Raw genomic sequence first — 24,413 nt, 5'->3', positions numbered from 1 at the left:
ACCATGACGAGTCCCGTGACCCAAGGGGCGGCGCAGGAGCAGCCCTCCAGCCAGCCGCCCACCAGGAACGCCCCCAACGCCAGGGACGGACAGCCCGGCCTTTTCCGCCTCCTGCTCAAGGACCGGTTCGCCTCCGTGGCAGCATTCATCCTGCTGCTGGTGGGGCTGACCGCCCTGGTGGGGCCTGCCCTGATGGGGGACCTGGCCACGAAGCAAAACCTGTTGTTCGCCAACAAGGCCCCGTTCACCATGGCCCACGGCTGGGAGTACTTCCTGGGCAGTGATTCGCTGGGCCGCAGCATGCTGGCCCGCCTGGTAGTGGCCAGCCGGACCACGCTGTCCGTGGCGTTGCCGGCCGTGGCGGCTGCGCTGCTCATCGGATCCCTCTGGGGTGTGTGGGCCGGCTACCACCGCGGTTGGCGGGAAAACGTGTCCATGCGGATCGCCGACGTGATCATGAGCTTCCCGTCCCTGCTGCTCGCCGTCGTGGTCCTTTACGTCTTCAGCCCGTCCGCCGCCAACATCGTGCTGATCCTGGCATTGACGCGCATTCCCATCTACCTGCGTACCGCCCGCGCCGAATCCGCCGAACTGCAAAGCCGCACCTTCGTGGACGCAGCACGGACGTTCGGCGCCAAACCCAACGCCATCATCGGCCGGCACGTCATTCCCGTCGTCCTGCCGACGCTGCTGACGCTGGCCACCCTGGAATTCTGCTACGTCATGCTGGCGGAGTCCTCACTGAGCTTCCTGGGCATCGGCATCCAGCCGCCGGATGTGAGCTGGGGCCTCATGGTGTCGCAGGGGCGCCAGTACCTGCAGACCGCCTGGTGGCTGTCCATCTTCCCCGGCGTTGCCATCGTGATCACCACCATCGCCGCGAACGTCCTGGCCGCCTGGCTGCGGATCGCCACCGATCCCGCCCAGCGCTGGCGGCTGGCACTTCCCCGCCAGCGGCTGATTGCCCGCATTCCCGTAAAGGAGGCGCAGCCGTGAACAGTGCTGCCGACCAAGCCACCCTGCCCCGCACCGGACCAGCCGGCGTGACCGCCTCGCAGCCGCACGACGTCGTCCTGCAGGTCAGCGGCCTCGCCGTGGACATCCGGACCCACCGCGGCACCGTCCGCGCCGTCAACGGCGTGGGCTTCGAAGCCCGTGCAGGGGAGACCCTGGCCCTGCTGGGCGAATCCGGCTGCGGAAAGTCGATGACCGCCAAGGCGCTGGCCGGGATCATGGATCCGGTCTGCGACCTCGCTGAGGGGACTATTGTCCTGAACGGAACAGACCTGGCGGCACTGACGCCCAAGGAACGGCTGAAGTTCGCCGGCCCGGAGTTGGGGATCGTGTTCCAGGACGCCCTGACCGCGCTGAACCCCGTATATACAGTCGGCACGCAGCTGGGGGAGGCCTTCCGCATCCACCGGAAACTGAACGCCAAACAGGCCAAGGCGGAAGCCATCGACCTGATGCGCCGGGTGGGCATCCCGGAGCCTGAATCCAGGGTGAACTCCTACCCGCACCAGTTCTCCGGCGGCATGCGCCAGCGGATCCTGATTGCCATGGCCGTGGCGCTGAACCCGCGGCTGCTGATCGCGGATGAGCCCACTACCGCCCTGGACGTGACGGTCCAGGCGCAGATCATGCAGCTGCTGCGGACCCTGCGCGAGGAGGGCCAGATGGCCGTCATCCTCATCACCCACGACCTTGCCGTCGTGGCAGAGGAAGCCGACTCCGTGGCCGTCATGTACGCGGGCAACGTGGTGGAGAGCGGACCCGTCGCAGAGGTCTTCGCCGATCCCCGGCACCCGTACACCAAGGGCCTGCTGGAATCGGTGCCGGTGAACCTGGAGCGGGGAGACCAGCTCCGGTCCATCCCCGGCAGCCCGCCGGAGCTGCATGACATCCCGTCAGGCTGCGTCTACCAGTCCCGCTGCCCCCTGGTGCAGGACATCTGCCGTGCCCAGCGGCCCGCACTGCGTCCGGCAGGCCGCCGCCGTGCGGATAACGCTGCGGCGGACGTGGACCAAGCCACGTCCGCAACGAACGACGGCGGCACGGCAGGCCGTCCGGTCCGCACGGCTGCGTGCCACTTCAGCGAGGAGATCACCAATGCCTGAACCGCTTCTGAGCATCGAGGGACTCAGCAAAACCTTCCATGTGGCCAAGAGCGCCAGCGGCAACACCAGGCTGCGCGCCCTGGACGGCATCAGCCTGACGGTGGGCCGCGGCGAAACCCTGGGCCTGGTGGGTGAATCCGGCTGCGGCAAGTCCACCCTGGCCCGGACCCTGATGATGCTGGAAACCCCGGATGAGGGGACGGTCAGCTTCGAGGGCACCAACCCGTTCGGGCTCAAGGGCAAGGAGCTGCTGGCCTGGCGGCGGCGTGTGCAGATGGTCTTCCAGGATCCGTTCGCCTCGCTCAACGCCCGCATGAGCGCCGGGGACATCATCGCCGAGCCCTGGGCCACCCACCGCAGCCTGTACCCGACGGCGAAGGCACGCGCGGACCGGGTGGGCGAACTGCTGCAGATGGTGGGCCTGCGCGCCTCCGACGCCCGGAAGTCGCCACAGGAATTCTCCGGCGGGCAGCGGCAGCGGATCGGCATCGCCCGGGCACTGGCGCTCAACCCGGACGTGATCATCCTTGACGAACCGGTGTCCGCGCTGGACCTTTCCGTCCAGGCCCAGGTCCTGAACCTGCTCAATGAACTCCAGAAAGAACTGGGCGTCTCCTATATCTTTATCTCCCACGACCTGACCGTGGTCCGCCACGTGGCAGACCGGGTTGCCGTGATGTACCTCGGCCGGATCATTGAAACGGGGGAAACCGAGGAGGTGTTCGACCATCCGCGGCACCCGTACACGGCCGCGCTGATGTCCGCCTCGCCCAAGCTGGATGTCAGCGGCGCCCAGCGGGAGCGGATTGTGCTCAAAGGCGAACTGCCTTCCCCGCTGGACCCGCCGTCGGGATGCCGTTTCCGGACACGCTGCTGGAAGGCGCAGGACATCTGCGCCGAGGTGGCCCCGGAACCCCAGGTCCTGACCGCGCCGGATGGCAGGCGCCACCTGGCCGAATGCCATTTCCCGCTCGACGCCGCCAAGGGCCTCACCAGTGCCACGGCAGCCGCCGGAGCCCTGTGACGGTAACCGAATACGCCATCATCGCCGGAGTGATTTTCCTGGCCGCCTGCCTGCAGGCGTCCAGCGGCTTCGGGATGGGCATGCTGGCAGCGCCGGTGATCGCACTGATCGACCCGGCGCTGCTGCCTGCGTCCCTGATCCTGCTCGCCCTGCTGGTCACCGTCATGGTCACTGTCACCGAACGGCAGAGCCTGGACCTGCGGGGGACCGGCTGGGCGCTGCTTGGCCGGGTCCCCGGCAGCCTGCTGGGCACCTGGCTGGTGGCGGCGTCGTCCCGGGAAGGCCTGGCCTGGGTGGTGGTGGCCGTGGTGGTCACCGGCCTGGTCCTGGCAGGCCGCGGCTGGGCGCCGCGTCCCCGCCGCGCGAACCTGGTGGCCGCCGGGGCGGCGTCGGGCATCATGGGAACCGCCACCTCCATCGGCGGACCACCCATGGCACTGGTCTGGCAGAACCATGACGGGCCGCGGCTGCGCGGAACCATGAGTGCGTTCTTCATGGTGGGCTCGGCCATCTCCCTGGCCATGCTGTGGGCGGCCGGCACCGTGACCGGACACATGCTGGTATTGGCCCTGTGGATGGCGCCGGCCGTGGTGGCAGGTTACCTGGCGTCCCGCCGGATCAACCGCTACCTCAGCGCGGTGCGCCTGAAAGCCCTTGCCTTCGGCGCCTCCGCGCTGGGCAGCGTCCTGCTGGTCATACAGCTGGTGCTGGGATCTGCCTGACCACGTTGTGCAGCTCCAGGCCGCGGGAGAGCCGGCTGATGTTGGCGGCAATGTCGCGGGCGCGCCGCTCAAAGGTCTGCCGTGCGTGGCCGGAGTGGTGCGGGGTGAGCACCGCGTTGTCCAGCTCCGTGAACGGCCATTCGGCCGGCGGAACAACACCGTCGGCGGGAACGCCCCACCAAACATCCAGGCCTGCACCGGCGATGGTCCGCTGCTGCAGTGCGGCGTAGAGCGCGGCCTGGTCCACAACAGCGCCGCGGGCCACGTTGACCAGGAAAGCGGAAGGCTTCATTGCAGCCAGCTCCGCCGCCCCGATGAGGCCCCGGGTTTCCCCGTCCAGCGGCACCGTGACCACCACGACGTCGGAGCCGGCCAGGAGTTGGGGCAGGTCCGCCGTACCGCCCACCCAGTCAAGGGAAACACCGCCGGGCAGCGGTGCCGCAGGGTTGCGGCGGACCGCCCGGACCGTCATCCCCATGGCGGCTGCCACCCGTGCCACCTCGGCACCGATCGACCCCAGCCCCACCACGCCCATGACCAGATCACCCAGCACGGGATGGAAGGGGACCGTGCTGTCCGTGGCGATGGTCCGCCACGTCCCGTTCCTGAGTTCACGGTCCGCGCGGACCACATTCCGGGACAGCATCAGGGTGACCATCAGGACATGCTCGGCGATAGGCCGGGCGTGGTGGAACGTATTGGCCACCGCGGCACCCGGCGCCAGGTGCGGGAAGGAGATCTTGTCGTACCCCGCACCGGTGACGTGCACCAGGCGGGCCTTGGCGGCGGCTTCGGCTTCATGCGGCGGAAGCGATGAACAGACGACGACGTCGGCACGGGCCAGTGCCGCTGCGCGCCTTTCCGGGGACCACGACGCAGCCATGTCCCAGCGGTGCGCGCCGGCGTCGGACCTTAGGGTGTCTTCAAACCGGCTGATGATGGGGTCGGTGACGACGACCTGCAGGGACTGCCCGCCGCCCGCCGCTGCTGTGGTGCTCACCAGCGCGGGCTCCGCAGCTCGTAGGAGGGGTGGAGGCGCTGCATGTAGCCGGTGTCGTCCCGGCTGCGGATGCCGGAGTCAAGGTACTGCCGGTGCAGCCGTTCCAGTGCGTCCCTGTCCACCTCGACGCCCAGGCCGGGCGAGGTGGGTACGCTGACGGCGCCGTCCTTGAAGGACAGGGTTCCGGCGGTGATGACGTCCTCTTCGGGGTCCTTCCAGGGCCAGTGGGTATCGCAGGCGTAGTCCAAATTGGGGGTGGCGGCGGCCAGGTGGACCATGGCGGCCAGGCTGATTCCCAGGTGCGAGTTGGAGTGCATGGACAGGCCCAGCCCGAAGGTCTCCGTGATGCCGGCCAGGAACTGGCTGCGGCGCAGTCCACCCCAGAAGTGGTGGTCGGAGAGGATGACGTCCACGGCTCCGGCCGCAACGGCCGGGGCAACATCGGCGAAGCTGACCACGCACATGTTGGTGGCCAGGGGCATGCCCACCTGGCTGCGGACGGCAGCCATCCCCTCGATGCCCGGCGTCGGGTCCTCGAGGTATTCCAGTACCCCGTCCAGCTCCTTGCCCACCCGGATGGAGGTTTCCACGGTCCAGGCCGCGTTGGGGTCGATCCGCAGCGGGAGGTCCGGGAACTCTGCCCGCAGCGCCTGGATCGCGGCGATCTCCTCCTCGGGCGGGAAGACGCCGGCCTTCAGCTTGAGTGCACCGAACCCGTAGTGGTCCACCATGGTGCGTGCCTGCCGGACAATGCCGGTCGGATCCAGTGCCTCGCCCCAGGCGTCGTCGGCCTGGCCGGGGTGGCCTGCCCACTTATAGAAGAGGTAGCCGCTGAACTGGACAGCGTCGCGGACGGCGCCGCCCAGCAGGTCGCTGACCGGCCGGCCCAGCAGCTTGCCCTGGATGTCCAGTGCAGCCACGTCGAAGGCGGACAGGACGCGGTCCGCCGTGCTGGAGCCGGTGACCATGCCGCTCATGCCGTGGCCGCCCTGGATGGTGTCCCGGCTCAGGGCCCCGGCGATCCGGCTGCGCAGCGTGTTGATGTTGAAGACGTCCACGCCGGTTACGGCGTCCGCAGCCAGCTGCAGCCGGGCCAGATGCCCGGCGTCGCCGTACGTTTCGCCGAACCCGGAAACACCGGCGTCGGTCATCACCTCCACGATGGCGCGCAGGGCAAAGGGTTCGTGCACCCCCACCGCATTAAGGAGCGGCGGGTCACGGAAGGCAACCGGGGTGATGGTGACTCCGGTGATAGTGGCCTGTCCGAGGTGGCGGGAGGGATCGTAAGCCTGTGTCACGGCGCTGTGTTCCTTAGGGTGGGTTGCATTGTGTGGTCCTGTTCACAGACGATATGGGAAGCAATCGATACAGGTCCAAGCTAATTTCTGCACTCCACAATCCAGTAAAGGTATTGATGTTTTCGCTGCCCCAGTTAGAGGCCTTCGTGGCTGTCGCCGAGGAACTGCACTTCGGTGCCGCAGCGGAGCGGCTCAACATGACCCAGCCGCCCCTCAGCCGGCAGATCCAGATGCTGGAGAAGAAGCTCAACACTTCCTTGTTCAGCAGGACCAGCCGCAAGGTGGAACTGACGGCCGCAGGGGCAACGCTGCTGCCCAGGGCACGGCAGATCCTGGACATGTGCATCAAGACGGACATGGACGTCCGGCGGGTTTCCTCCGGCCAGGCCGGAACCATCACCGTGGGCTACACCGCGATTGCCGGCCAAAGTGCCCTTCCCATGATGCTGCGCCGCGCCGCCGAGGGGATGCCGGGGGTGTCCTTTGTGCTGCGTGAACTGGTGTCCACGGACCAGATGGACGGGCTGGTCAAGGGCAGCGTGGACATCGGGCTGCTGCGTCCCATCGTGGCCCGGCCGGGGGTGGTGTCCCGGCCGCTGATGCAGGACCGGCTGGTGGTGGCCGTGCCGCAGGGCAGCGCGGTCCTGGGCAACACGGTCCTTGCCGAGGGCCAGCCGCTGCCGTTGGGTTCGCTGGACCGGCGGCCGCTGCTGATGTATTCAACCAAGGAGGCCCGGTACTTCCACGACCTCGTGCTGCGGCTGTTCGCCAGTGCCGGGGCGCATGCCAACATCACCCAGTACGCCAGCCAGGTCCCCGCGCTGCTGGCCTTCGTCCAGGCGGGTCTGGGCGTGACCCTGGTGCCGGCCTCGGCCATGGCGTTCTCGCCGCCCGGGGTGGAATTCCATGAGATTGACGGCCGGCACGGCATGCAGGAACTGAACCGGGTGGACCTGGAGCTGGCATGGAATGAGGAGACCGCCAACCCGGCCGTGCTGCGACTGCTGGAACTGATCGAGGAAGCCATGCCGGCAGGGGTTCCGGCCGGGTGACGCCCGCCCGTCAGGATCCTGTTCGCTGATCCGTGCCCTGAAGGTGCGGATCAGCGAACAAGATCAGGACTCGGGCCGGGGACCAGGCTCACTGGGCGGGCGCGCGGAAGCCTTGAACCGGCGTCGTGAGTTGGCCAGGTGGCTGCGCATGGCGGCGGCCGCGGCAGCCTCATCCCCGTCGGCGATGGCATCAAGGATGGACCGGTGCTCCAAAACCACCTGGTCAAAGTGGTCCCGGGCGTAATGCTCCGCCCCGGTCATCAGCCGGGTGCGCGGCATGGCTATCATCGTCTGGCCCAGCGCGGCCAGGCAGTCTGAGTAGTAAGGGTTGCCGGAGGCTGCCGCCACAGCCCGGTGGAAGTCGAAATCCGATTTCATGGCATGGGCCGGGTGGCCGGCGCTGGCAGTGAATTCCTCCAGTGCTGTGGAAACGGCCCGCAACTGGCGGTCACTGCGGTTGCGCGCCGCCAGCGCCGCGGCTTCGGTTTCCACGCCCATCCGGAACGCCAGCAGGTGCAGCCTGTCCTCGGTGGTGGCCACCGGTCGGGCCCCGGGTGCTGCCTGGGGCCCGTCCGACGGCGGTGTGAGGGCGAAGCTGCCACGCCCCCGCTCGGTTTCCACCAGTCCCTCGGCCTGCAGCCGGGTCAGCGCGGCACGGACCACCGTCCGGCTGACGCCGAACTCGCTGATCAGCGTGTTTTCGCTGGGCAGCTTCTCACCTGGCTGGATGACGCCGTCGACGATGCGGTTGCGAAGGTCAGCGGCGAGGTCCGCAGTGAGGTTCCGGCTCATGGCTCAAGGGTACGGGTTCAGGCTGCGGCGCCGAACTCCACGGACTCGGTGGTCCAGGCACGTGCCTGGTCACTCAGGGTGACGCCGAGTCCGGGGCGGTCCGGAACGATCATCCGGCCGTCCTTGGTTTCGAGGCGCTCGTTGAACAGCGGGTCCAGCCAGTCGAAGTGCTCCACCCAGGGTTCGCGCGGGTACGCGGCGGCGAGGTGCAGGTGGATCTCCATGGCGAAGTGCGGTGCCAGGCCCAGGCCGCGCTCGTCCGCCAGGGCGGCCAGCCGGAGGAACTGGGTGATGCCGCCGACGCGGGGGGCATCCGGCTGGATGATGTCGCAGCCGTTGGCGGCGATGAGGCCCTTGTGTTCGGCCACGGAGGCCAGCATTTCGCCGGTGGCGATGGGGGTGTCCAGGACCTGCGCCAGGTGGGCGTGGCCTTCGAAGTCGTACGCGTCCAGCGGCTCCTCGATCCAGATGAGGTTGAATTCCTCAAGCCGGCGGCCCATGCGCAGGGCGGTGGCGCGGTCCCACTGCTGGTTGGCGTCCACCATCAGCGGGACATCCCAGCCGATGTGTTCCCGGATGCCGGCCACGCGGCGGAGGTCCTCGGCGGAGTCGGGCAGCCCCACCTTGATCTTGATGCCGCCGATGCCTTCCTCGAGGGACTGCGAAGCGCGGGCTTTGACCTCGTCAAGGGTGGCGTTCAGGAACCCGCCGGAGGTGTTGTAGGTCTGCACCGAGTCCCGGTGCGAGCCCAGGAACTTGGCCAGCGGCAGGCCTGCACGCTTGGCTTTCAGGTCGTAGAGGGCGATGTCGATGGCGGCCAGGGCTTGCGTGGCGACGCCGGAGCGGCCCACGGAGGCGCCGGCCCAGAGGAGCTTGGTGTAGATCTTGGCGATGTCGTTGGGGTCCTCGCCGATGATGCCCTCCGCCACTTCCTTGGCGTGGGCGTATTGGGCAGGTCCGCCGGCCCGCTTGGAGTAGCTGAAGCCAATGCCGGAGTGGCCCAGTTCGGTGGTGATTTCCGCGAAAAGGAACACCACCTCGGTCATGGGCTTCTGCCGACCCGTGAAGACCTTGGCATCGCTGATGGGAACGGCAAGGGGAAGGCGGGCGGTGGACAGCTTGACGTGCCGGATGAGGTCGACGGTGCTCATGAATTCTCCTAGAGGCGGGACTGGGCTCCTTCGCCCACCTTCTTAGGATACAAGTATTAAACTTGTACTACAAGCATGCTCAGCTGAAGAGTCCCTCCCCGATGAACCCGCCCGGCTGGACGCCCGGCGGCACCGCGAACAGCCCGGACCCGGTGTGCTTGAGGTACTCCAGTGCCAGCGTGTCCTGGCGGGCCATGGCCATCTGCATCGGAACATAGTGCGTCCGGGGGTCCTTCACGAAGGCTATGAAGAACAGGCCCGCATCCAGGTGCCCCAGCCCGTCGGAGCCGTCCGTGTAGTTGTAGCCGCGCCGGAGCATCCGCACCCCGCCGTTCTGGTCCGCATGCGCCAGCCGGACATGCGCATCCAGTGGGATCAGCGGCTGCTGGTTCTTTCCCGTCACCGCGAAATTGGGGGCGGTGAACTCCTCCCCGCCGGACAGGGGTGCACCCGTCCCCTTGGTCCGTCCGACCAGGGCCTCCTGCTCCCGCAGCGATGTCCGGTCCCAGATCTCGATGTGCATCCGGATGCGGCGTGCCACCAGGTAGCTGCCGCCGGCCATCCATGCCTCACCGGCCGAGGCGCCGCCGCCGGCCCAAACGTGCTGGTTGAGCAGGCCGCCGTCCTCGGCCTTGAGGTTGTTGGTGCCGTCCTTGAAGCCGAACAGGTTCCGCGGCGTCTGCTGCGCGCGGGATGTGGAAGAGGTGCGGCCGAAGCCGAGTTGGGACCACCGGACCCTGACCTTCCCGAAGCCGATCCGGGCCAGGTTGCGGATGGCATGGACCGCCACCTGCGGGTCATCCGCGCAGGCCTGCACCACAAGGTCACCGCCCGTCTTCGCCGGATCCAGCGCGTCGCCTGGAAAGTGCGGCAGGTCGATGAGGGCTTCCGGGCGCCGGCCTTCCAGTCCAAACCGGGCCTTCCCGTCCTTTTTGAAGAGGCCGGCGCCGAAACCGAAGGTCAGGGTGAGCCGCCCTGCGTCGAGGTCCAGCGCTTCACCGGTATCTTCCGGCGGTGCATCGTAGGGCCCTTCAACAGCGCCTGTACCGCCGGTGGTGTGCCCCGCCGTCATCGCTTCCGCTGCCGCTGTCCAGTCCTTGAGGAGGCGGATCAGGGCTGCGCGGTCTTCCGTGGTCACGTCAAAGGCGGCCATGTGCAGCCGGTCCTGGGCCGGCGTCGTAATTCCTGCCTGCCGCTCGCCATGAAAAGGTACGACGGCGGAGCTCACGTTCGAAGCGGGACTGACCGCGGCCTCCACGGCGTCACGGCCCAGCAGCCCGGCAGCGATTCCCGCCACGGCGCCCGCCCCGCCAACACCGGCCAGGCCCAGCAGGCCACGGCGGGAGACTCCGGACTTTCCGGCCGTGGCGGCGGGGGCGGCCCCGTTCTCCGCCGGGGGTCCGCCACCGCCGAAGGGGCAGCCGCTCACAGCACCACTGCCGCGGTCAGCCGGGACAGGGGCTCACCCAGGGCGTCCACCCGGGCACTGAGCTGCTGGACCTGTTCCGGTGTGAGCTCGTTGTAGTAGGCAAAGCCCTCACCCTTGGCATACTTTGCGAGTTCAGCCTGGAGTGCCGCGAACTTGCCGTCCAGTTCCGTGGCGAGGGCGGCATCCTTCTGCTGCAGGGCAGGCTTGAGGTTTTCGAAGGCGATGCGGGCGCCGTCGAGGTTTGCCTGGAAGTCCCACAGGTCTGTGTGCGACCAGATTTCCTCTTCGCCGGTGACCTTGCCGCGGGCCACCTCGTCGAGCAGTTCCTTGGCGCCGTTGCCCAGCTGGTCCGCGGTGAGTTCCACGGACCGGGTCCGGGCTGCGAGTTCGTCAGTGTCAGCAACCAGCTGGCTTGCCAGCGTGGCGCGTTCGCCGGCGGTCAGGGGTGCGTAGCCGGCCGGCGGGAACAGGTCCTTTTCGGCGCGGTGCCAGCCGGTCCACTCCTGGCCGGGTTCAAGGTCGGCCTCGCGGGCGTCGAGCTTCGGGTCGAGGTCGCCGAAGGACTCCGCAACAGGTTCGATCCGTTCCCAGTGCTGCCGGGTGGCGGCGTAGAGGGCCCGCGCGGCGTCTGCGTCCCCGGCAGCGTAGGCATCCGCGAACTCCTTCGTCCCGGCCACCAGCTGTTCGGTCTGGTCCTTCACGTAGGCGGTGTACTGGCTGACGCCGGTGTCCACGAGTTTCTGCAGGTCGGCGTCGACGGCGGCCGCGGTCCCGGAGTCCTTCACGGTGAACGGGGCGCGGATGCCGTCCCCCTTCATGCCGGGCTTGCAGGCAGTGATGTACTCGCCGGCGGGGGCGGTGAGCACCAGGTTGCGGGAAATGCCGGGACCGATGTTCTCCACCTCGCCGACGATCCGCAGGCCGTCGCCGGCCAGCAGGTAGAACTCGGTGACCTCGGGGCCGTCGTTCTGGACGGCGAAGGTGAGGCTTCCGCTGGCGGCCTCACTGGCAGCAACCTTGCATTCGGAGCCCGTGCTGGTGACCTTGATGGGGCCGCCCGGGGCAGAGGAGGATGAGGCGTTGTCGGTGCAGGCGGCCAGGGCCAGGGGCAGGGTGATGGCCGCCGCGGCGGCGGCAAGCCTCAGGCGGGGGGTGGTGCGGCGGATTTCGGGCAGGTTCAGGCCAGGCATGGGGATTCCTTGGGGGATGGTGGGGATCTAGGAGGCAGCGGCGGGCGCCGGGGCGGCGGACTTCGTGCGGCTTCCGGTGGACGGGAGGTTGGAACGGAGGTAGAGGAACATGACGGGCAGTACGTAGAGCACCCAGGCGCCGGCTTCCAGCCAGGTGGTGGCCGGTGAGAAGTTCAGCGTTCCCTTCAAAAGGGTTCCGTACCAGGATGACGGGGGAACGGCGGTGCTGACGTCGAAGGCCAGGGTGTGGAGTCCCGGCAGGATCCCGGCCTCCTGCAGGTCGTGGATGCCGTAGGCGAGGACACCGCCGGCGATGACCACCAGGGCTGCGCCGGTCCAGGTAAAGAACCGGGCGAGGTTCACTTTGAGGACCCCGCGGTGCAGGAGGAAGCCCAGGCCGGCGGCGACGGCAAGGCCCAGCAGCGCACCCGTGAGGGGTTCGGTGGAGGAGCCGGTGGCCTGCGCGGCGGCCCAGAGGAAGAGCGCGGTTTCCAGGCCTTCGCGGCCGACGGCGAGGGCCGCCACCAGGACCAGGCCCCACGCGGCTCCGTCCGCCACGCCGTCGACGCGGGACCGCAGCTCGCTGCCGAGCGTGCGTGCGGTGCGTGCCATCCAGAAGACCATCCATGTCACCAGGGCGACGGCGACGACGGACAGGCCGCCGCCGATGGCCTCCTGGGCTTCGAAGGTCAGGCCGCGCGGACCGAACGTCAGCAGGGCGCCGAAAGCGGCGGAGACGGCGACGGCAAGTCCGACGCCGGCCCAGAGCCGGGGCAGCAGGGCCCGCCTGCCGCTCTTGGTCAGGTAGGCCATCAGGAGGACCACGATGAGGGTGGCCTCCAGGCCTTCGCGCAGGCCGATGAGGAAGTTGGCTGTCATGTAAAACCTTCTGGTCGGGCAGCCATGGTTAGGCTCACCTAAACCCGGGACTTTACACCTGCAGGCCAATTAGGGAAAAGAGCTGTGACCTAATTGAGTGCGAAAATTACTCCATTGGATTGGCCCGCCGGAGCACGCCGAGGCCGGACACGAGCGCGTCGAGGCCCAGGCTGAAGGCCGTATCGGCGGGCCGGCCCCGTCCCGCACCGGCCGCAGCGTCCCGTACCGCTGCCGTGAAGTGCGGGGTGGATTCGGCCATGGTTCCGGAATCGAAGATGTCCGCCGGTGCGGTGACGTCGTAGGCGGATCCAAAAATGAAGGACTCCAGCGCCACGATGGCCGGGATGATCTGCTCCGGCGGGAACCCGGCGTCGAGGAACCCCTTGCTCACGGTCTCGTACATCGCCAGTGTCTGCGGCGCGTCGGTCACGGGCAGGACGGCGATCACGGGAATAAGGGGAGTGTGTTCGGCGAACACGTCCCGGTAGCTCCAGGCCCAGCGGCGGACCGCCTCCTCCCAGGTTCCGGTGCCGAAGCCGGAGACGTCCACCAGGGACATCAGGTGGTCCTCCACCAGCAGCAGGACGTCCTGCTTGGATGTCACGTGGTTATAGAGGGCGGAGGGGGCGACGTCGAGTTCCTTGGCCAGGGCCGCCATGGTCAGCCCGTCGTAGCCTTTGCGGCTGACCAGTTCCAGTGCGGCTGCCGTAATTCCCGCCTTGTCCAGTACCGCCGAGGACGGCCTGCCGGCCCGGCGCCTGCGGATGCCGCCGTCGGCCGGACGTTGCTGTGCTGCTGGTACTGCCGGCAAGTGCTGCCCTTTCCTCGGTGTCTTCCGCATTATTCCATCAGGCACTTCCACTGCCCGCGCTGAGAGGTTATAGTTCTTATAAATGAATGGCATTCATTTAGTGGTCCCCGTCACCGAAAAGGGTCCAGAGAGGACATCATGCTTAACCTGAACCGCGACGTCGTTGTCGTAGGAGCCGGTCCGTCCGGACTCACCGCAGCCCGTGAACTGAAAAAGGCCGGCCTGAGCGTTGCCGTGCTTGAAGCCCGCGACCGGGTGGGCGGCCGCACCTGGACCGGAACAGTGGACGGCGCCATGCTGGAAATAGGCGGCCAGTGGGTCTCGCCGGACCAGACCGCGCTGCTGGAGCTGCTCCAGGAGCTGAACCTGGACACCTACCCCCGCTACCGCGACGGCGAGTCCGTGTACATTGGCGCCGACGGCTCACCCGTGCGCTACACCGGTGACACCTTCCCCGTGGACCCGGACACCGCCGTCGAAATGGACCGCCTGGTGGCCCTGCTGGACGCGCTGGCCGCGGACATTGGGCCCACCGAGCCCTGGGCGCACCCCAAGGCGCGTGAGCTGGACACCATCTCCTTCCACCACTGGCTGCGGCAGAACTCACCCAACGAGGAAGCCTGCAAGAACATCGGGCTCTTCATTGCCGGCGGCATGCTGACCAAACCCGCCCATGCCTTCTCCGCCCTGCAGGCTGTCCTGATGGCCGCCTCGGCCGGATCCTTCACCAACCTCACGGACGAGGATTTCATCCTGGACCGGCGGGTGGTGGGCGGCATGCAGCAGGTATCACAGCTGCTGGCGCAGGACCTCGGTGACGACGTCGTCCTGGGCAGTCCCGTCCGCACCGTCACCTGGGAACCCGACGCCGACGGCGGCCACCGCGTCACCGTCGAATCGGACCGGGCCACCGTGAACGCGCGGTTCGTGATCATGGCCGTCCCGCCCAACCTCTACTCCAGGGTTTCCTTTAACCCGCCGCTGCCGCGCCGCCAGCACCAGATGCACCAGCACCAGTCCCTGGGCCTGGTCATCAAGGTCCACGCCGTCTACGGAACTCCGTTCTGGCGCGACAAGGGCCTTTCCGGAACCGGATTCGGTGCCGATGCCCTGGTTCAGGAGGTCTACGACAACACCAACCATGGCGATTCCCGCGGCACCCTGGTGGGCTTTGTCTCCGACGAAAAGGCCGACGCCGTCTTTGAACTCAGTGGCGAAGAGCGCCGGCAGGCCATCCTGGCGTCGATCGCGGGATACCTCGGCGAGGAGGCGTTGACTCCGGAGGTGTACTACGAGTCCGACTGGGGTTCGGAGGAATGGACCCGCGGCGCCTATGCGTCCAGCTATGACCTGGGCGGCCTGCACCGTTACGGCAAGGACCAGCACGCGCCGGTGGGGCCCATCTACTGGTCCTCCTCCGACCTTGCCGCGGAAGGCTACCAGCACGTCGACGGCGCCATCCGCATGGGCAGGCGCACCGCCGCCCGGATCGCCGAGGTTGCCAGGGTGGCGGTTCCCGCCGGAGCCTGAGCGGCTAGCAAATAAGCATGCTTACTAATAGGCTGGCGCTGGGGAGCGTCCCCGACTCCAGACGAACGAGGTGAGGCATGACTGACGCACAGAGCATCAGCAAGGTTACTGAGATCATCAACGATTCCAAGATTGGCATGGTCACCACCATCAACGAAGAAGGCGCCCTCGTCAGCCGGCCACTGGCCGTCCAGGAGGTCAAGGACGACGGCGACATGTGGTTCTTCACCGGGCTGGGCACCTCGCAGGTCGCCCACGTCCGCAGGGACTCGCGCGTGAACGTTTCGTTCGGCAAGAACACTGAATGGGTGTCCGTTGCGGGAACGGCCGAGGTGGTTACGGACCGTGAAAAGATCCGCGGGATGTGGAACCAGGCGGTGGAGGCCTGGTTCCCGGACGGTCCCGACACGCCTGAGGTCTGCCTCCTGCGCGTGGACTCGGAATCCGCCGAGTACTGGACCAGCCCCGGGGGCACCGCGGCCACGGTGCTCCAGTGGGTCAAGTCCAAGGTGACCAACAGCCGGATGAGCGTTGGCGAAAGCGGCACCGTCGAGCTGTAGAGCCGTGGTGTGGACAAGGAGCGGGGCAGCGGAGGACGCTGCCCCGCTCCTTGCGTTTCGGCGCAGCGCCGTCCGGGGGTGGGTGCCTCGAGGGAGTATTGACGCTGGGCGCAACCGTCTGTACCTTTAAGTACAATCTGAACCAATTGGTACAGACTGACGATGAAAGGACATTCCAATGTCACGATCTCCGCTTCCCCCGTTTGATGAAGCCGGCGCCGTCCTGAAGGTTCGCAGTGCCGAAGATGGGTGGAACACCCGTGATCCTGAGCGGATCGCCCTGGCCTACAGTGAGGACAGCCGGTGGCGGAACCGGTCGGTGTTCCTGACGGGCCGCCCGGCCATCGTGGACTTCCTCGCCGGCAAGTGGGAGCGGGAACTGGAGTACCGCCTGATCAAGGAACTCTGGGCGTACACCGGGGACGTGATCGCCGTGCGGTTTGCGTACGAGTACCACGACGCGGCCGGACAGTGGTTCCGCGCGTACGGCAACGAGAACTGGAAATTCGACGATGATGGATTGATGACCCACCGCCACGCGAGCATCAATGACGTCGCCATCGACGAGTCTGAACGGCTGTTCTTCTGGGATCATTCCGGCCCGCGGCCGTCGGACCACCCGGGACTGACCGAGCTCGGGCTGTAATGCCCCGAACCGTACTTGACAGGGACGACGCCGTCCGTGCCCTCGCCGGTGTTTTCCGCCGGCGCGGCTTCGAGAGCGGCTCCTTGTCGGTCATCCAGCAGGAAACCGGGATCGGGCGGGGGAGCCTCTACCACTTCTTCCCCGACGGGAAGGCGGACATGGCCCGCGCCGTCCTGGCGCAGGTGCGCGGCTGGTTCGACGAGCAGGTGTTCGAACCGCTCCGCACAGCCGGCGATGCAGGCGAAGCGGTGGCGCGCATGACGCAGGTGGTGGAGGAGTACTTCGTCTCCCGGGACCGGGTCTGCTTGTTCGCTGCCATGACCTTGGGGGAAGAGCAGGAGACCTTCGCCCGGGAGGTCCGTGCCTATTTCGCCGACTGGGTGGGGGTGCTGACGGAGACGCTGCACCGCGGCGGGATTTCCGGGCCCGATGCCGCTGACCTCGCGGTGGACGCGGTGGCAGCAATCCAGGGCGGATTGATCATGACCCGCGCCCTGGACGACGATGCCGTGTTCACCGGCATCGTTGCCCGCACTGGTCGCCGCCTGCACGCAGTGCTGAGCTGACCGGCCCGTCCCTATATATCATCGGAACATTGTGGCCGATTGCTTTGGGAGGGAGCCGGCGTATGAAGGCGGACAAAGTGACCTTGGGATGTTATCCGCGTGATGATGTCTCATGGGTGAAAGATGGCAGGATTCGGGAGGGTAGCGCGACCGTATCGGTCCGCCAGGCGGACGGGTCCCTGAAGCCTGCGGGCGAAGTTACTTTGGGCGACCTCGGTGTTCTGAAGCCTGATGTCGAAGTCGGCGGCGAACTGGTCATCGAGCTGCGTGCCCGTTTTGAGTCTGCGGTGTTCAACCGTCGGGTGTCCTTCATCGCCAGTGGCGACGAGAGCAGTGATGTCTTCGTGTCTGCGGTCGGGCCCGGCGCGCACGCTGAACCGAAGGCTGGCTTGTTTAAACGGACCCGCTACTCAGGTTTCGAGTTTGGAGTGCTGGTTATGGCAGCCACCACTGAGCAGGGAACCCGCGTCAGCAGCACATCAGGCCCGCTCGTCGACCACGGACCTGGCCATGGAGTAGCTGCCCCTTCGTCCTCCTGACACCGGCAAGAGACGAATCGCCAGCTAGCCCCGCTCCGTCAGTGCGCCGAGCACCGCGGGAAGCAGGACATCGTTGCGGCCCCACACCGGGTCGAGGATCTCGACGTACCAGGAATCGGCCAGCAGCAGGGCAAGGGTGTCGTTGGTTTCGTCGGCCCAGGCCTTGATCTGTTCCTCGTCAACCGGGTTTTCGCTCGAACCCAGGACCGTCACCACTTCCGTGCCGTCCAGCGTGACGGGGATGGCAGCGCTGCTCGATTCTCCCGGAGCGTGCGCCACCGTCACCAGGTCCGTCCTGGTGGACAGTGCCAGCAGGTGGCCCGCGGTGGCTGCGCTGCAGAACCCGGTGACGTACTGCCGTTGCGCTGCGGTGCCCTCGACAATGCCGGGCTGGGATTCCTTGGTGAAGAGACCGCTCCGGTTGAGCTCTGCCAGGGGCCCGGCGAGGGGACCGGTCTCGTCGTCGTAACCGGCGGCGAAATGCCCCGGCTGGTAGGAACTGCCGCCTGCCAGCCAGCGGGCGGTTAGCTCGCCCGCCGCTTCAAGGGTGGTGGCCTGCCGCCAGACCCCCCTGTCCTCGAGCAGCCGTCCGTACTGGTCACGTGCCGGTATGTCCTCTGGCCTCATGCTGGGATGCTATCCCGCCTCCCTGGCCGGCTCCACCGCCTGCGACACACCTCTTAACCTGGTGCCTGCGTTCCCGCGGCCGGAATCCCTGCCGCCCGCTCGGCCGCGGCGAGGGACGCAGCCAGGTGCGTGACGGCGTCGGGGTAGTCCTGCTGCAGGCCGCCCGGCCGGCCGATATCGGGTTCGCCGGGATCGGTGCGCAACTGCTCGGCCGCGCGCAGGGCCTTGATCAGGGCGGAGGTTTCAGGGAAGCGCACATCCGTCAGCGCCGGGTAGTCGATGCTGCTCGCGGGGTCCAGTTCGTACTGGCGCCACCGCGCCACCAGTGCGTCGTGCCGCTCACGGGCTGTCCGGTGCGCCGCTTCCCGTTCCAGCCCGCTGCGGAGGCGGGCCCGCCCGGCAAGGTACTTCGGCGTCGCTCGATACGCCGCGACGCCGGCCGCAGCCCCGGCACCTGCAAGGAACAGCCCCGTCCACGGGGAAAGCAAAGTGGGGATCAGCAGCGCCGGCACGGCAACGCAGGAGCCCAGGAACACATCCCAGAACAGCTGGTCCGAACGCTGCCCCCCGCCGTCGGACATGCCCACACCGGGGGCTCCAAGGTTCCGCCGGCGCACCACGAAGACGGTGGCCGCGACACTGGCCACCAGCACCGGCCCGCACAGCAGCAGCGCCCAGGCGCCCTGCACGAATCCCTGCGCGAGGCCTTCCATCACGGCTGCCACCTGGCACCTCCTGCGTGTGCCCGGGCCGCGGATTCCCGGGCTGGTCATTCCATTCCACCCTGTCCGGGCAGTCCGGTCAATGCCGGCAGCCGCCGTTTCGCCGGACACCGCAAAGGGTACGTTCCGGGATGGAAGGCAAATGCGCGGCTGCCGCCGCAGTGCGCGCCGTTTTCGCGACGGGAGATGAACTCATGGGCCGGATTGACCGCATCGCAGAACCGTGGGGAACCAGGACACCGTACCCGGGCGGCGGAACCTGGCCGGTCCGGGTGGACACCCACCTGGCCGAAGGCGTCTCCCCGCAGGACGTGGACCGCTGGGTCCAGACGGCTTCCATCCTCCACTCCAACGGTGATGCCATGGACCTGGCCGTCAAGGACAACAGGATTGTTGGCGTACGCGGCCGGGCAGGGGACCGGGTCAACCACGGCCGTTTGGGACCCAAGGATTTGTACGGGTGGCAGGCCAACGCTTCCCCGGACCGGCTCACCCGGCCGCTCGTCCGCGAGGGCGGCAAACTGGTGGAGACGGATTGGGAGACCGCCATGCAGCGCGTGGTGGACCGTTCCAAGGCGCTGCTGGCTGAACAGGGCCCCAGCGCCCTGGGCTTCTACACCACCGGCCAGCTGTTCGCGGAAGAGTATTACACCCTGGGGACCATCGCCCACGGCGGCATCGGCACCAACCACGTGGACGGCAACACGCGGCTGTGCACGGCCACCGCCGCCGAGGCGCTCAAGGAATCGTTCGGCTGCGACGGCCAGCCCGGCTCCTACACCGACGTGGACCACGCCGACGTCATCGCCCTCTATGGACACAACGTGGCAGAAACCCAGACCGTCCTGTGGACCAGGATGCTGGACCGGCTGGCCGGGCCCAACCCGCCCGCCATCATCTGCGTTGACCCCCGCCTGACCGAGGTTGCCCGGGCCGCCACCGTGCACCTGGCGCCCCGGCCAGGCACCAATGTGGCCCTGATGAACGGCCTCCTCCACGAGCTCATCGCCAACGGCTGGGTGGACCAGGACTACATTAAGGCGCACACGGTTGGCTACCAGGAGCTGGAAAAGGAAGTGGCCAAGTATCCGCCCGTCCTGGTTGCCGGGATCACCGGGGTACCCGCCGAAAAGATCCAGGAGGCGGCCCGGATCCTCGGCCACGCCGAACGGCTGCTCTCCACGGTGCTGCAGGGCTTCTACCAGTCCAACCAGGCCACGGCGGCCGCGGTTCAGGTCAACAACGTCAACATTATCCGCGGAATGCTGGGCAAGCCCGGCTGCGGCATCCTGCAGATGAACGGCCAGCCCACCGCCGAGAACACCCGCGAATGCGGGGCCGACGGCGACCTCGCTGCCTTCCGGAACTGGTCCAACGACGCCCACATCCAGGACCTGGCCAGGGTCTGGAACGTGGACCCCATGTCCATTCCGCACTATTCACCGCCCACGCACCTGATGCAGATGATGCGCTACGCCGAGGACGGGTCCATCCGGATGCTGTGGGTCAGCGGCACCAATCCGGCGGTCTCCCTGCCCGAGCTTCCCCGCATCCGGTCCATCCTGGAGCAGGAGCGGCTGTTTCTGGTGGTGCAGGACATCTTCCTGAGCGAGACGGCCCAGCTGGCGGACGTCGTCTTCCCCGCCGCCACCTGGGGTGAGAAGACCGGAACGTTCACCAACGTGGACCGCACCGTCCACCTGTCCGAAAAAGCCGTGGACCCGCCGGGGGAGGCCCGTCCGGACCTGGACATCTTCATCGACTACGCCCGCCGCATGGAGCTGAAGGACAAGGACGGGCAGCCGCTGATCAAGTGGCATGACCCCGAGTCCGCCTTCGAGGCCTGGAAGGAGTGCACCCGCGGCAGGCCCTGCGACTACACCGGCATCAGCTACGCCAAACTGCGGGGCGGCTCCGGCATCCAGTGGCCGTGCAATGAGGAGAGCCCGGACGGTACCGAGCGGATCTACGCGGACGGGAAGTTCTGGGCGCACCCGGACTACTGCGAGAACTACGGCCGCGACCTGGTCACCGGCGCCCCCGTGGAACCCACCGAGTACAAGGCCCTGAACCCGGACGGCAAGGCCATCATCAAGGCGGCCGAATACGTTCCGCCGCACGAACTGCCCAGCCAGGACTATCCCCTGCAGCTCATCACGGGCCGCACGCTGTTCCACTTCCACACCCGGACCAAGACGGCGCGGGCCCCGGAACTGCAGGCAGCGGCACCGGACGTCTGGGTTGAGGTCTCAGCGCACGACGCCGGCGCGCACGGTCTCGGCGAAGGTGACCTTGCGGAGGTGGCCACCCCGCGCGGGTCCGTGCAGGCGAAGGTCCGGATCGTCGGCATCCGGGACGGCGTGGTGTTCCTGCCCTTCCATTACGGCTACTGGGACACTCCCGGCGGGCACCATCCGGACGGCGCCGGGCGCGCCGCCAACGAGCTGACGATCACCGACTGGGATGCCGCCTCCAAGCAGCCCATCTTCAAGACCGCCGCGGCCAGGATCACCCGGGTGCGGTCCGGTGATGGTCCCGCGTCGGCGCCCACCAACACGGCATCTGCTCCGGTGGGCGACTTCCCCGGGGACGCCCGCACCAGGGGCATCCCGTCCGCCATGGCGTTCGAGGACAGCCCCGGCGGCCCCGGCACCGGGGCTCCGGATGACACGGCAACCAGGCAGGAGGGCACGCTGTGAAGATTGGACTGGTACTGGAACAGCTGCACAGGGACGAGAACGACCTGGCACAGCAGCTGCTCAAAATCTCCGAACGGCACCGGGTGGACCACGAAATCTTCCACCTGGGCCGGGACCTGGCCGCCTGGTCGCAGCAGCACGTCCGCGAGATCGCCGCCATCGCCTCACGCTACGGCCAGGACCTGGATCCCCGCCCCAGGGAGGACAACACCCTGCTGGAGAAACTCCGGGAGAAGGGCAGCGACCTGCTGGGCCGTGACGCCGACGCCGGGCTCCTGCTGCTGCGGGACCTGCGCGAGGTGTACATCAAGGCCTGCGGAGTGTCCGCCGACTGGGAACTCGTGGCCCAGGCCGCACAGGGCATCAAGCACACGGACCTGCTGGACGTCGCCCAGCACTGCCATGCCCAGAACCTCCGGCAAATGAAATGGGCCAACGGAAAACTCAAAGAGTCCGCAACCCAAATCCTGGTGGGCTGACGGTAGGTTGGGGACCATGCGGATCAAAATGTGCAGCATCCACGTCAAGGACCCGGCCGCGGCCCACGCCTTCTACACGGGCACCCTGGGCTTCGACACGCTCATGGCCATGCCGGACTACAACTTGTTCATCATCAAGGACCCGGGCGCTTCCGACAGCTCCGTGGGCCTCCTGCTGGAACCGAGCGACAACCCCATCGGGGCGGACTACATGAACGCCGTCTACCAGGCAGGGCTGCCGGCCATCGTGTTCGGCGTCCCCGACGTCCAGGCCGAGTACGACCGTTTGGTGGCCGCCGGCGTCGCGTTCAAGAGCCCGCCGGCCGAGGATCCGTCCGGGATCAGCGCCGTATTCGACGACGGCTGCGGCAACTACGTCCAGCTGCACCAGGACTGACGCCCGGCTTCTGATCGGTGGACAGGAGCGGTCAGTTGGCGCGGCCGCGCCTGGCGTCCTTCTTCGCGGCTTCATCCTTGACCCGCTGGTTTTCAGCGCGGACCGCTGCGTGGGTGGCGCGCTCGGTGACCAGCCACTGCGGCGGAGCCTGCAGCAGCGCGGTGATCTCCGCCGTCGTGAGTGCTTCCTCGACGCCGCCGCGGGCCAGCCCGCTGATGGAGACGTTCAGCTTCTGCGCCACCACGGGGCGGGGATGCGGGCCGTTGCGGCGCAGCTCGGCAAGCCACTCCGGCGGGTTGGACTGAAGTTCGTTGAATTCCTCGCGGCTGATGGTTGAATCCTGGAACTCCTGCGGTGTTGCGGGCAGGTAGATGCCAAGTTTCTTGGCAACAGTGGCCGGCTTCATGGACTGGGAGTTAGCAGAGCTCATGCTTCAAGGGTATCCGGGCGGACGGTACTGTGAAGACGTGCCCTCCACCGCATCCTCCCCAGACGACAACGCCCCAGCCGAAGAACTGCCCGACGGCGGGCGGCGGGAGCTGCGCATCGCCTACGTCCCCGGTGTCACGCCGGGCAAGTGGATCCGGCGCTGGGAAGAACGGATGCCGGACGTGCCCCTGCACGCGTTCATGCACGACGGCGGCGCCCGGGTTGAGGCGGTCCGCGGCGGTTCCGCGGACATGGCCTTCGTGCGGTTGCCCGTCGAACGCGAGGGCCTGAGCGTTATCCCCCTGTACGAGGAGCAGGCGGTGGTGGTCGCGCCGAAGGGCCACGAAATTTCCGTGTTCGAGGACGTGGCCCTGGCCGACCTGGACCAGGAGTCCTTTCTGGATGTGGCTGCCCTTGGCGGTCCCGAGGCAGCTCTCCAGGTGGTGGCCACCGGCGCCGGGCTGGCCGTGCTGCCCATGTCCGTGGCCCGGCATTTCAACGTCAAGGACACCGTGGCGCGCCGGCTCACCGACGCCCCGGGAACCGGAATCGCCCTGGTATGGGCCACGGAGGCCACCGATGACGTCCTCGAGGAATTCATCGGGATTGTGCGCGGCCGTACCGCGCAGAGCTCCCGGCAACCCTCGGCGCAGCCGGTCAAAGCCAAGAAAGCCCCCAAACCCGACCGCCGCGGCGGCGGACCCCAAAAGCCGGCACCCAAAGTGGCCCAACGGTACGCCCCCAACCCGGACAAGGGGCGGGGCAAGGGGTCACGCAAGAAGGGCAAGCGCTAGGCGCCTGCCCTTCGACGGAAAGCTACAGCCTGTTCCGCGGCGGTACCTGGCCGGGCCCTGCCTGTCGTGCTTTCCGGGCCCTCAGGACGCGGGTGATGATGGCGGGCAGCAGGGCAAACAACAACTTCTTCATGGCTGGTCCTTCTTTCAGTCATTCGGGTTTTCAGTCATACACGGCGTTGAGGACTACTGAAACGGCAGGGCCGCCCCTCCGTTGTGGAAGAGCGGCCCTGCGGCGCACATTGCCCTAGGTGTTTTGGATGGTGTCTTTGGCGTCGGTGGCGCGGTCTTTGACGTCGGTGGCGGCGTGTTGGCCTTCGGTTTTGACGTGTTCGGCGGCGTCGGTGGCGGTGGCTTTGACGTTGTCCATGGCCTGTTGGGCGGGTTCTTTGAGGTCTTCGACGACGGTTTTGGCGGCGTCGGTGACTTGGGTGGCGAGGGGTTGGGCTGCGGTTTTGAGTTGGTCGGCGGCTTCGCGTTCTTTGTCGCTGGCCGGGATCAGGGAGGAGATCAGCATCCCGGCGCCGAAGGCGATCAGGCCTGCGGCCAGGGGGTTGCCGGCGGTTTTGGCTTTGACCTGGTCCGGGGCGTGGGAGACGGCCTGGCCGGCGTCGCTGAGTTTGGCGGCGGCGGTGTCTTTGGCGTCGTGGAGGGTGTCGCCGGTGTGGTGGAGGGCGTTGCCGGCGTGTCCGGTGCCGGTGCCGGCGGCGTTATGCACGCGGGTGGTGGTGTGGTCTGCTGCTCCCATGACTTTCTCCTTCACGCCGGTCACGGCGTCTTTGAGTTTGTCTGTTTGGCGGTGGACGATGTTGGACGGGGTGACTTTGTCCGCGACGGCGTCGACGTTGGTGCCCAGGCGTGCCCGGGTTGCTTCAATGTCTGCGCGGATTGCGTCCGGGTTCTCGCTCATCGGTTTACCTCACCTGGTTTGAGGGTTGGGGGGATTTCGGAGAGTGTTTC

At 67.6% G+C, this 24,413-nt stretch carries 26 protein-coding genes; 14 read left to right on the top strand and 12 right to left on the bottom strand.

Annotated elements, in window-relative coordinates; all coding sequences use genetic code 11:
- Positions 1-3: 3 nt before the first annotated feature.
- Genes AS031_RS18725 through AS031_RS18710 form a run of 4 tightly spaced genes read left to right on the top strand, consistent with a single transcriptional unit; the run spans position 4 to position 3,863 of the window.
- Positions 4-996 carry an ABC transporter permease gene (locus AS031_RS18725; protein ID WP_058269679.1) on the top strand — a complete coding sequence of 331 codons (993 nt, stop codon included), beginning with the start codon at positions 4-6 and terminating at the stop codon, positions 994-996.
- Positions 993-2,117, top strand: a complete 1,125-nt coding sequence (locus tag AS031_RS18720) for an ABC transporter ATP-binding protein (RefSeq protein WP_082642060.1) — start codon at positions 993-995, stop codon at positions 2,115-2,117. The genes AS031_RS18725 and AS031_RS18720 overlap by 4 nt, the downstream gene beginning before the upstream one ends.
- On the top strand, positions 2,110-3,141 hold the full coding sequence (locus tag AS031_RS18715; RefSeq protein ID WP_058269678.1) for an ABC transporter ATP-binding protein: 1,032 nt from the start codon (positions 2,110-2,112) through the stop codon (positions 3,139-3,141). The genes AS031_RS18720 and AS031_RS18715 overlap by 8 nt, the downstream gene beginning before the upstream one ends.
- Positions 3,138-3,863, top strand: a complete 726-nt coding sequence (locus tag AS031_RS18710) for a sulfite exporter TauE/SafE family protein (RefSeq protein WP_058269677.1) — start codon at positions 3,138-3,140, stop codon at positions 3,861-3,863. The genes AS031_RS18715 and AS031_RS18710 overlap by 4 nt, the downstream gene beginning before the upstream one ends.
- Here the strand turns inward: AS031_RS18710 and AS031_RS18705 are convergent.
- Positions 3,835-4,863, bottom strand: coding sequence for a 2-hydroxyacid dehydrogenase (locus tag AS031_RS18705; protein WP_058269676.1), 1,029 nt, complete (start codon positions 4,861-4,863; stop codon positions 3,835-3,837). The genes AS031_RS18710 and AS031_RS18705 overlap by 29 nt on opposite strands.
- Entirely contained in the window at positions 4,860-6,161 is a 1,302-nt protein-coding gene (locus tag AS031_RS18700; protein WP_082642059.1) for a glucarate dehydratase family protein, read from the bottom strand. Before AS031_RS18700 ends, AS031_RS18705 begins: the two co-directional genes overlap by 4 nt.
- Before the next feature lie 116 nt (positions 6,162-6,277).
- Here AS031_RS18700 and AS031_RS18695 point away from each other — a divergent pair, with 116 nt between their 5' ends.
- Complete coding sequence (locus AS031_RS18695; protein ID WP_058269675.1) at positions 6,278-7,213, top strand: LysR family transcriptional regulator; 936 nt, start codon at positions 6,278-6,280, stop codon at positions 7,211-7,213.
- 63 nt (positions 7,214-7,276) lie between these two features.
- On the opposite strand, the gene AS031_RS18690 is transcribed toward AS031_RS18695, so the two are convergent.
- From AS031_RS18690 to AS031_RS18665, 6 genes are all read right to left on the bottom strand, one after another.
- The gene (locus AS031_RS18690; RefSeq protein WP_058269674.1) at positions 7,277-8,005 is read right to left on the bottom strand and encodes a FadR/GntR family transcriptional regulator; all 729 of its coding nucleotides are present in this window, start codon (positions 8,003-8,005) and stop codon (positions 7,277-7,279) included.
- Positions 8,006-8,022: 17 nt separating this feature from the next.
- A complete protein-coding gene (locus tag AS031_RS18685) occupies positions 8,023-9,156 on the bottom strand; it encodes an L-talarate/galactarate dehydratase (protein WP_058269673.1) in 1,134 nt (377 codons plus the stop codon).
- A gap of 79 nt (positions 9,157-9,235) precedes the next feature.
- Positions 9,236-10,585, bottom strand: coding sequence for an iron uptake transporter deferrochelatase/peroxidase subunit (gene efeB, locus AS031_RS18680; RefSeq protein ID WP_058269672.1), 1,350 nt, complete (start codon positions 10,583-10,585; stop codon positions 9,236-9,238).
- On the bottom strand, positions 10,582-11,775 hold the full coding sequence (efeO, locus tag AS031_RS18675) for an iron uptake system protein EfeO (protein WP_058269671.1): 1,194 nt from the start codon (positions 11,773-11,775) through the stop codon (positions 10,582-10,584). Before efeO ends, efeB begins: the two co-directional genes overlap by 4 nt.
- A gap of 27 nt (positions 11,776-11,802) precedes the next feature.
- The gene (gene efeU / locus AS031_RS18670; protein WP_058269670.1) at positions 11,803-12,654 is read right to left on the bottom strand and encodes an iron uptake transporter permease EfeU; all 852 of its coding nucleotides are present in this window, start codon (positions 12,652-12,654) and stop codon (positions 11,803-11,805) included.
- Positions 12,655-12,760: 106 nt separating this feature from the next.
- Positions 12,761-13,465, bottom strand: a complete 705-nt coding sequence (locus AS031_RS18665) for a TetR/AcrR family transcriptional regulator (RefSeq protein WP_058269669.1) — start codon at positions 13,463-13,465, stop codon at positions 12,761-12,763.
- Between the two features lie 138 nt (positions 13,466-13,603).
- Between AS031_RS18665 and AS031_RS18660 the strand changes: the two genes are divergently transcribed.
- From AS031_RS18660 to AS031_RS18640, 5 genes are all read left to right on the top strand, one after another.
- Positions 13,604-14,995, top strand: a complete 1,392-nt coding sequence (locus AS031_RS18660) for a flavin monoamine oxidase family protein (protein ID WP_058269668.1) — start codon at positions 13,604-13,606, stop codon at positions 14,993-14,995.
- A gap of 77 nt (positions 14,996-15,072) precedes the next feature.
- Positions 15,073-15,555 (top strand): pyridoxamine 5'-phosphate oxidase family protein, encoded by a 483-nt coding sequence (locus AS031_RS18655; RefSeq protein WP_058269667.1) that lies wholly within the window; start codon positions 15,073-15,075, stop codon positions 15,553-15,555.
- 178 nt (positions 15,556-15,733) lie between these two features.
- Positions 15,734-16,201 (top strand): nuclear transport factor 2 family protein, encoded by a 468-nt coding sequence (locus AS031_RS18650; RefSeq protein WP_058269666.1) that lies wholly within the window; start codon positions 15,734-15,736, stop codon positions 16,199-16,201.
- Positions 16,201-16,767, top strand: coding sequence for a TetR/AcrR family transcriptional regulator (locus AS031_RS18645; protein WP_058269665.1), 567 nt, complete (start codon positions 16,201-16,203; stop codon positions 16,765-16,767). The genes AS031_RS18650 and AS031_RS18645 overlap by 1 nt, the downstream gene beginning before the upstream one ends.
- 62 nt (positions 16,768-16,829) lie before the next feature.
- Entirely contained in the window at positions 16,830-17,306 is a 477-nt protein-coding gene (locus tag AS031_RS18640) for a hypothetical protein (RefSeq protein ID WP_141688870.1), read from the top strand.
- A gap of 24 nt (positions 17,307-17,330) precedes the next feature.
- Here AS031_RS18640 and AS031_RS18635 read toward each other — a convergent pair whose 3' ends face one another.
- Both AS031_RS18635 and AS031_RS18630 read right to left on the bottom strand, forming a co-directional pair.
- Positions 17,331-17,933, bottom strand: coding sequence for a DUF6919 domain-containing protein (locus tag AS031_RS18635; RefSeq protein WP_058269663.1), 603 nt, complete (start codon positions 17,931-17,933; stop codon positions 17,331-17,333).
- Positions 17,934-17,986: 53 nt separating this feature from the next.
- Positions 17,987-18,658: a hypothetical protein gene (locus tag AS031_RS18630; protein ID WP_058269662.1), complete on the bottom strand. Its 672-nt coding sequence runs from the start codon at positions 18,656-18,658 to the stop codon at positions 17,987-17,989.
- Positions 18,659-18,849: 191 nt separating this feature from the next.
- Between AS031_RS18630 and AS031_RS18625 the strand changes: the two genes are divergently transcribed.
- From AS031_RS18625 to AS031_RS18615, 3 genes are read left to right on the top strand one after another with little or no spacing between them, the layout of a single operon-like run.
- Positions 18,850-21,354, top strand: coding sequence for a molybdopterin oxidoreductase family protein (locus AS031_RS18625; protein ID WP_058269733.1), 2,505 nt, complete (start codon positions 18,850-18,852; stop codon positions 21,352-21,354).
- Positions 21,351-21,833, top strand: coding sequence for a hypothetical protein (locus AS031_RS18620; RefSeq protein ID WP_058269661.1), 483 nt, complete (start codon positions 21,351-21,353; stop codon positions 21,831-21,833). Before AS031_RS18625 ends, AS031_RS18620 begins: the two co-directional genes overlap by 4 nt.
- Before the next feature lie 16 nt (positions 21,834-21,849).
- Positions 21,850-22,230 carry a VOC family protein gene (locus AS031_RS18615; protein WP_058269660.1) on the top strand — a complete coding sequence of 127 codons (381 nt, stop codon included), beginning with the start codon at positions 21,850-21,852 and terminating at the stop codon, positions 22,228-22,230.
- A gap of 31 nt (positions 22,231-22,261) precedes the next feature.
- Here AS031_RS18615 and AS031_RS18610 read toward each other — a convergent pair whose 3' ends face one another.
- The gene (locus AS031_RS18610) at positions 22,262-22,660 is read right to left on the bottom strand and encodes a DUF5997 family protein (protein WP_058269659.1); all 399 of its coding nucleotides are present in this window, start codon (positions 22,658-22,660) and stop codon (positions 22,262-22,264) included.
- Between AS031_RS18610 and AS031_RS18605 the strand changes: the two genes are divergently transcribed.
- Complete coding sequence (locus AS031_RS18605; protein WP_082642057.1) at positions 22,659-23,453, top strand: LysR family substrate-binding domain-containing protein; 795 nt, start codon at positions 22,659-22,661, stop codon at positions 23,451-23,453. The genes AS031_RS18610 and AS031_RS18605 overlap by 2 nt on opposite strands.
- A gap of 247 nt (positions 23,454-23,700) precedes the next feature.
- Here AS031_RS18605 and AS031_RS18600 read toward each other — a convergent pair whose 3' ends face one another.
- Positions 23,701-24,363: a DUF3618 domain-containing protein gene (locus AS031_RS18600; RefSeq protein ID WP_058269658.1), complete on the bottom strand. Its 663-nt coding sequence runs from the start codon at positions 24,361-24,363 to the stop codon at positions 23,701-23,703.
- Positions 24,364-24,413: the final 50 nt, after the last annotated feature.

The sequence above is a fragment of the Pseudarthrobacter enclensis genome, from assembly GCF_001457025.1.
GTDB lineage: Bacteria > Actinomycetota > Actinomycetes > Actinomycetales > Micrococcaceae > Arthrobacter > Arthrobacter enclensis.
The sequence above is the reverse complement of the archived record's forward strand: the minus strand, read 5'-3'. Positions and strand labels throughout refer to the sequence as shown.

Bases quoted from the DNA above. Each gene is read 5' to 3' on its own strand.
- AS031_RS18725 (WP_058269679.1), top strand. From the start codon at position 4: ATGACGAGTCCCGTGACCCAAGGGGCGGCGCAGGAGCAGCCCTCCAGC.
- AS031_RS18715 (WP_058269678.1), top strand. From the start codon at position 2,110: ATGCCTGAACCGCTTCTGAGCATCGAGGGACTCAGCAAAACCTTCCAT.
- AS031_RS18695 (WP_058269675.1), top strand. From the start codon at position 6,278: ATGTTTTCGCTGCCCCAGTTAGAGGCCTTCGTGGCTGTCGCCGAGGAA.
- AS031_RS18690 (WP_058269674.1), bottom strand. From the start codon at position 8,005: ATGAGCCGGAACCTCACTGCGGACCTCGCCGCTGACCTTCGCAACCGC.
- AS031_RS18685 (WP_058269673.1), bottom strand. From the start codon at position 9,156: ATGAGCACCGTCGACCTCATCCGGCACGTCAAGCTGTCCACCGCCCGC.
- efeO (WP_058269671.1), bottom strand. From the start codon at position 11,775: ATGCCTGGCCTGAACCTGCCCGAAATCCGCCGCACCACCCCCCGCCTG.
- efeU (WP_058269670.1), bottom strand. From the start codon at position 12,654: ATGACAGCCAACTTCCTCATCGGCCTGCGCGAAGGCCTGGAGGCCACC.
- AS031_RS18660 (WP_058269668.1), top strand. From the start codon at position 13,604: ATGCTTAACCTGAACCGCGACGTCGTTGTCGTAGGAGCCGGTCCGTCC.
- AS031_RS18655 (WP_058269667.1), top strand. From the start codon at position 15,073: ATGACTGACGCACAGAGCATCAGCAAGGTTACTGAGATCATCAACGAT.
- AS031_RS18650 (WP_058269666.1), top strand. From the start codon at position 15,734: ATGTCACGATCTCCGCTTCCCCCGTTTGATGAAGCCGGCGCCGTCCTG.
- AS031_RS18645 (WP_058269665.1), top strand. From the start codon at position 16,201: ATGCCCCGAACCGTACTTGACAGGGACGACGCCGTCCGTGCCCTCGCC.
- AS031_RS18640 (WP_141688870.1), top strand. From the start codon at position 16,830: ATGAAGGCGGACAAAGTGACCTTGGGATGTTATCCGCGTGATGATGTC.
- AS031_RS18635 (WP_058269663.1), bottom strand. From the start codon at position 17,933: ATGAGGCCAGAGGACATACCGGCACGTGACCAGTACGGACGGCTGCTC.
- AS031_RS18625 (WP_058269733.1), top strand. From the start codon at position 18,850: ATGGGCCGGATTGACCGCATCGCAGAACCGTGGGGAACCAGGACACCG.
- AS031_RS18615 (WP_058269660.1), top strand. From the start codon at position 21,850: ATGCGGATCAAAATGTGCAGCATCCACGTCAAGGACCCGGCCGCGGCC.
- AS031_RS18605 (WP_082642057.1), top strand. From the start codon at position 22,659: ATGCTTCAAGGGTATCCGGGCGGACGGTACTGTGAAGACGTGCCCTCC.
- AS031_RS18610 (WP_058269659.1), bottom strand. From the start codon at position 22,660: ATGAGCTCTGCTAACTCCCAGTCCATGAAGCCGGCCACTGTTGCCAAG.
- AS031_RS18600 (WP_058269658.1), bottom strand. From the start codon at position 24,363: ATGAGCGAGAACCCGGACGCAATCCGCGCAGACATTGAAGCAACCCGG.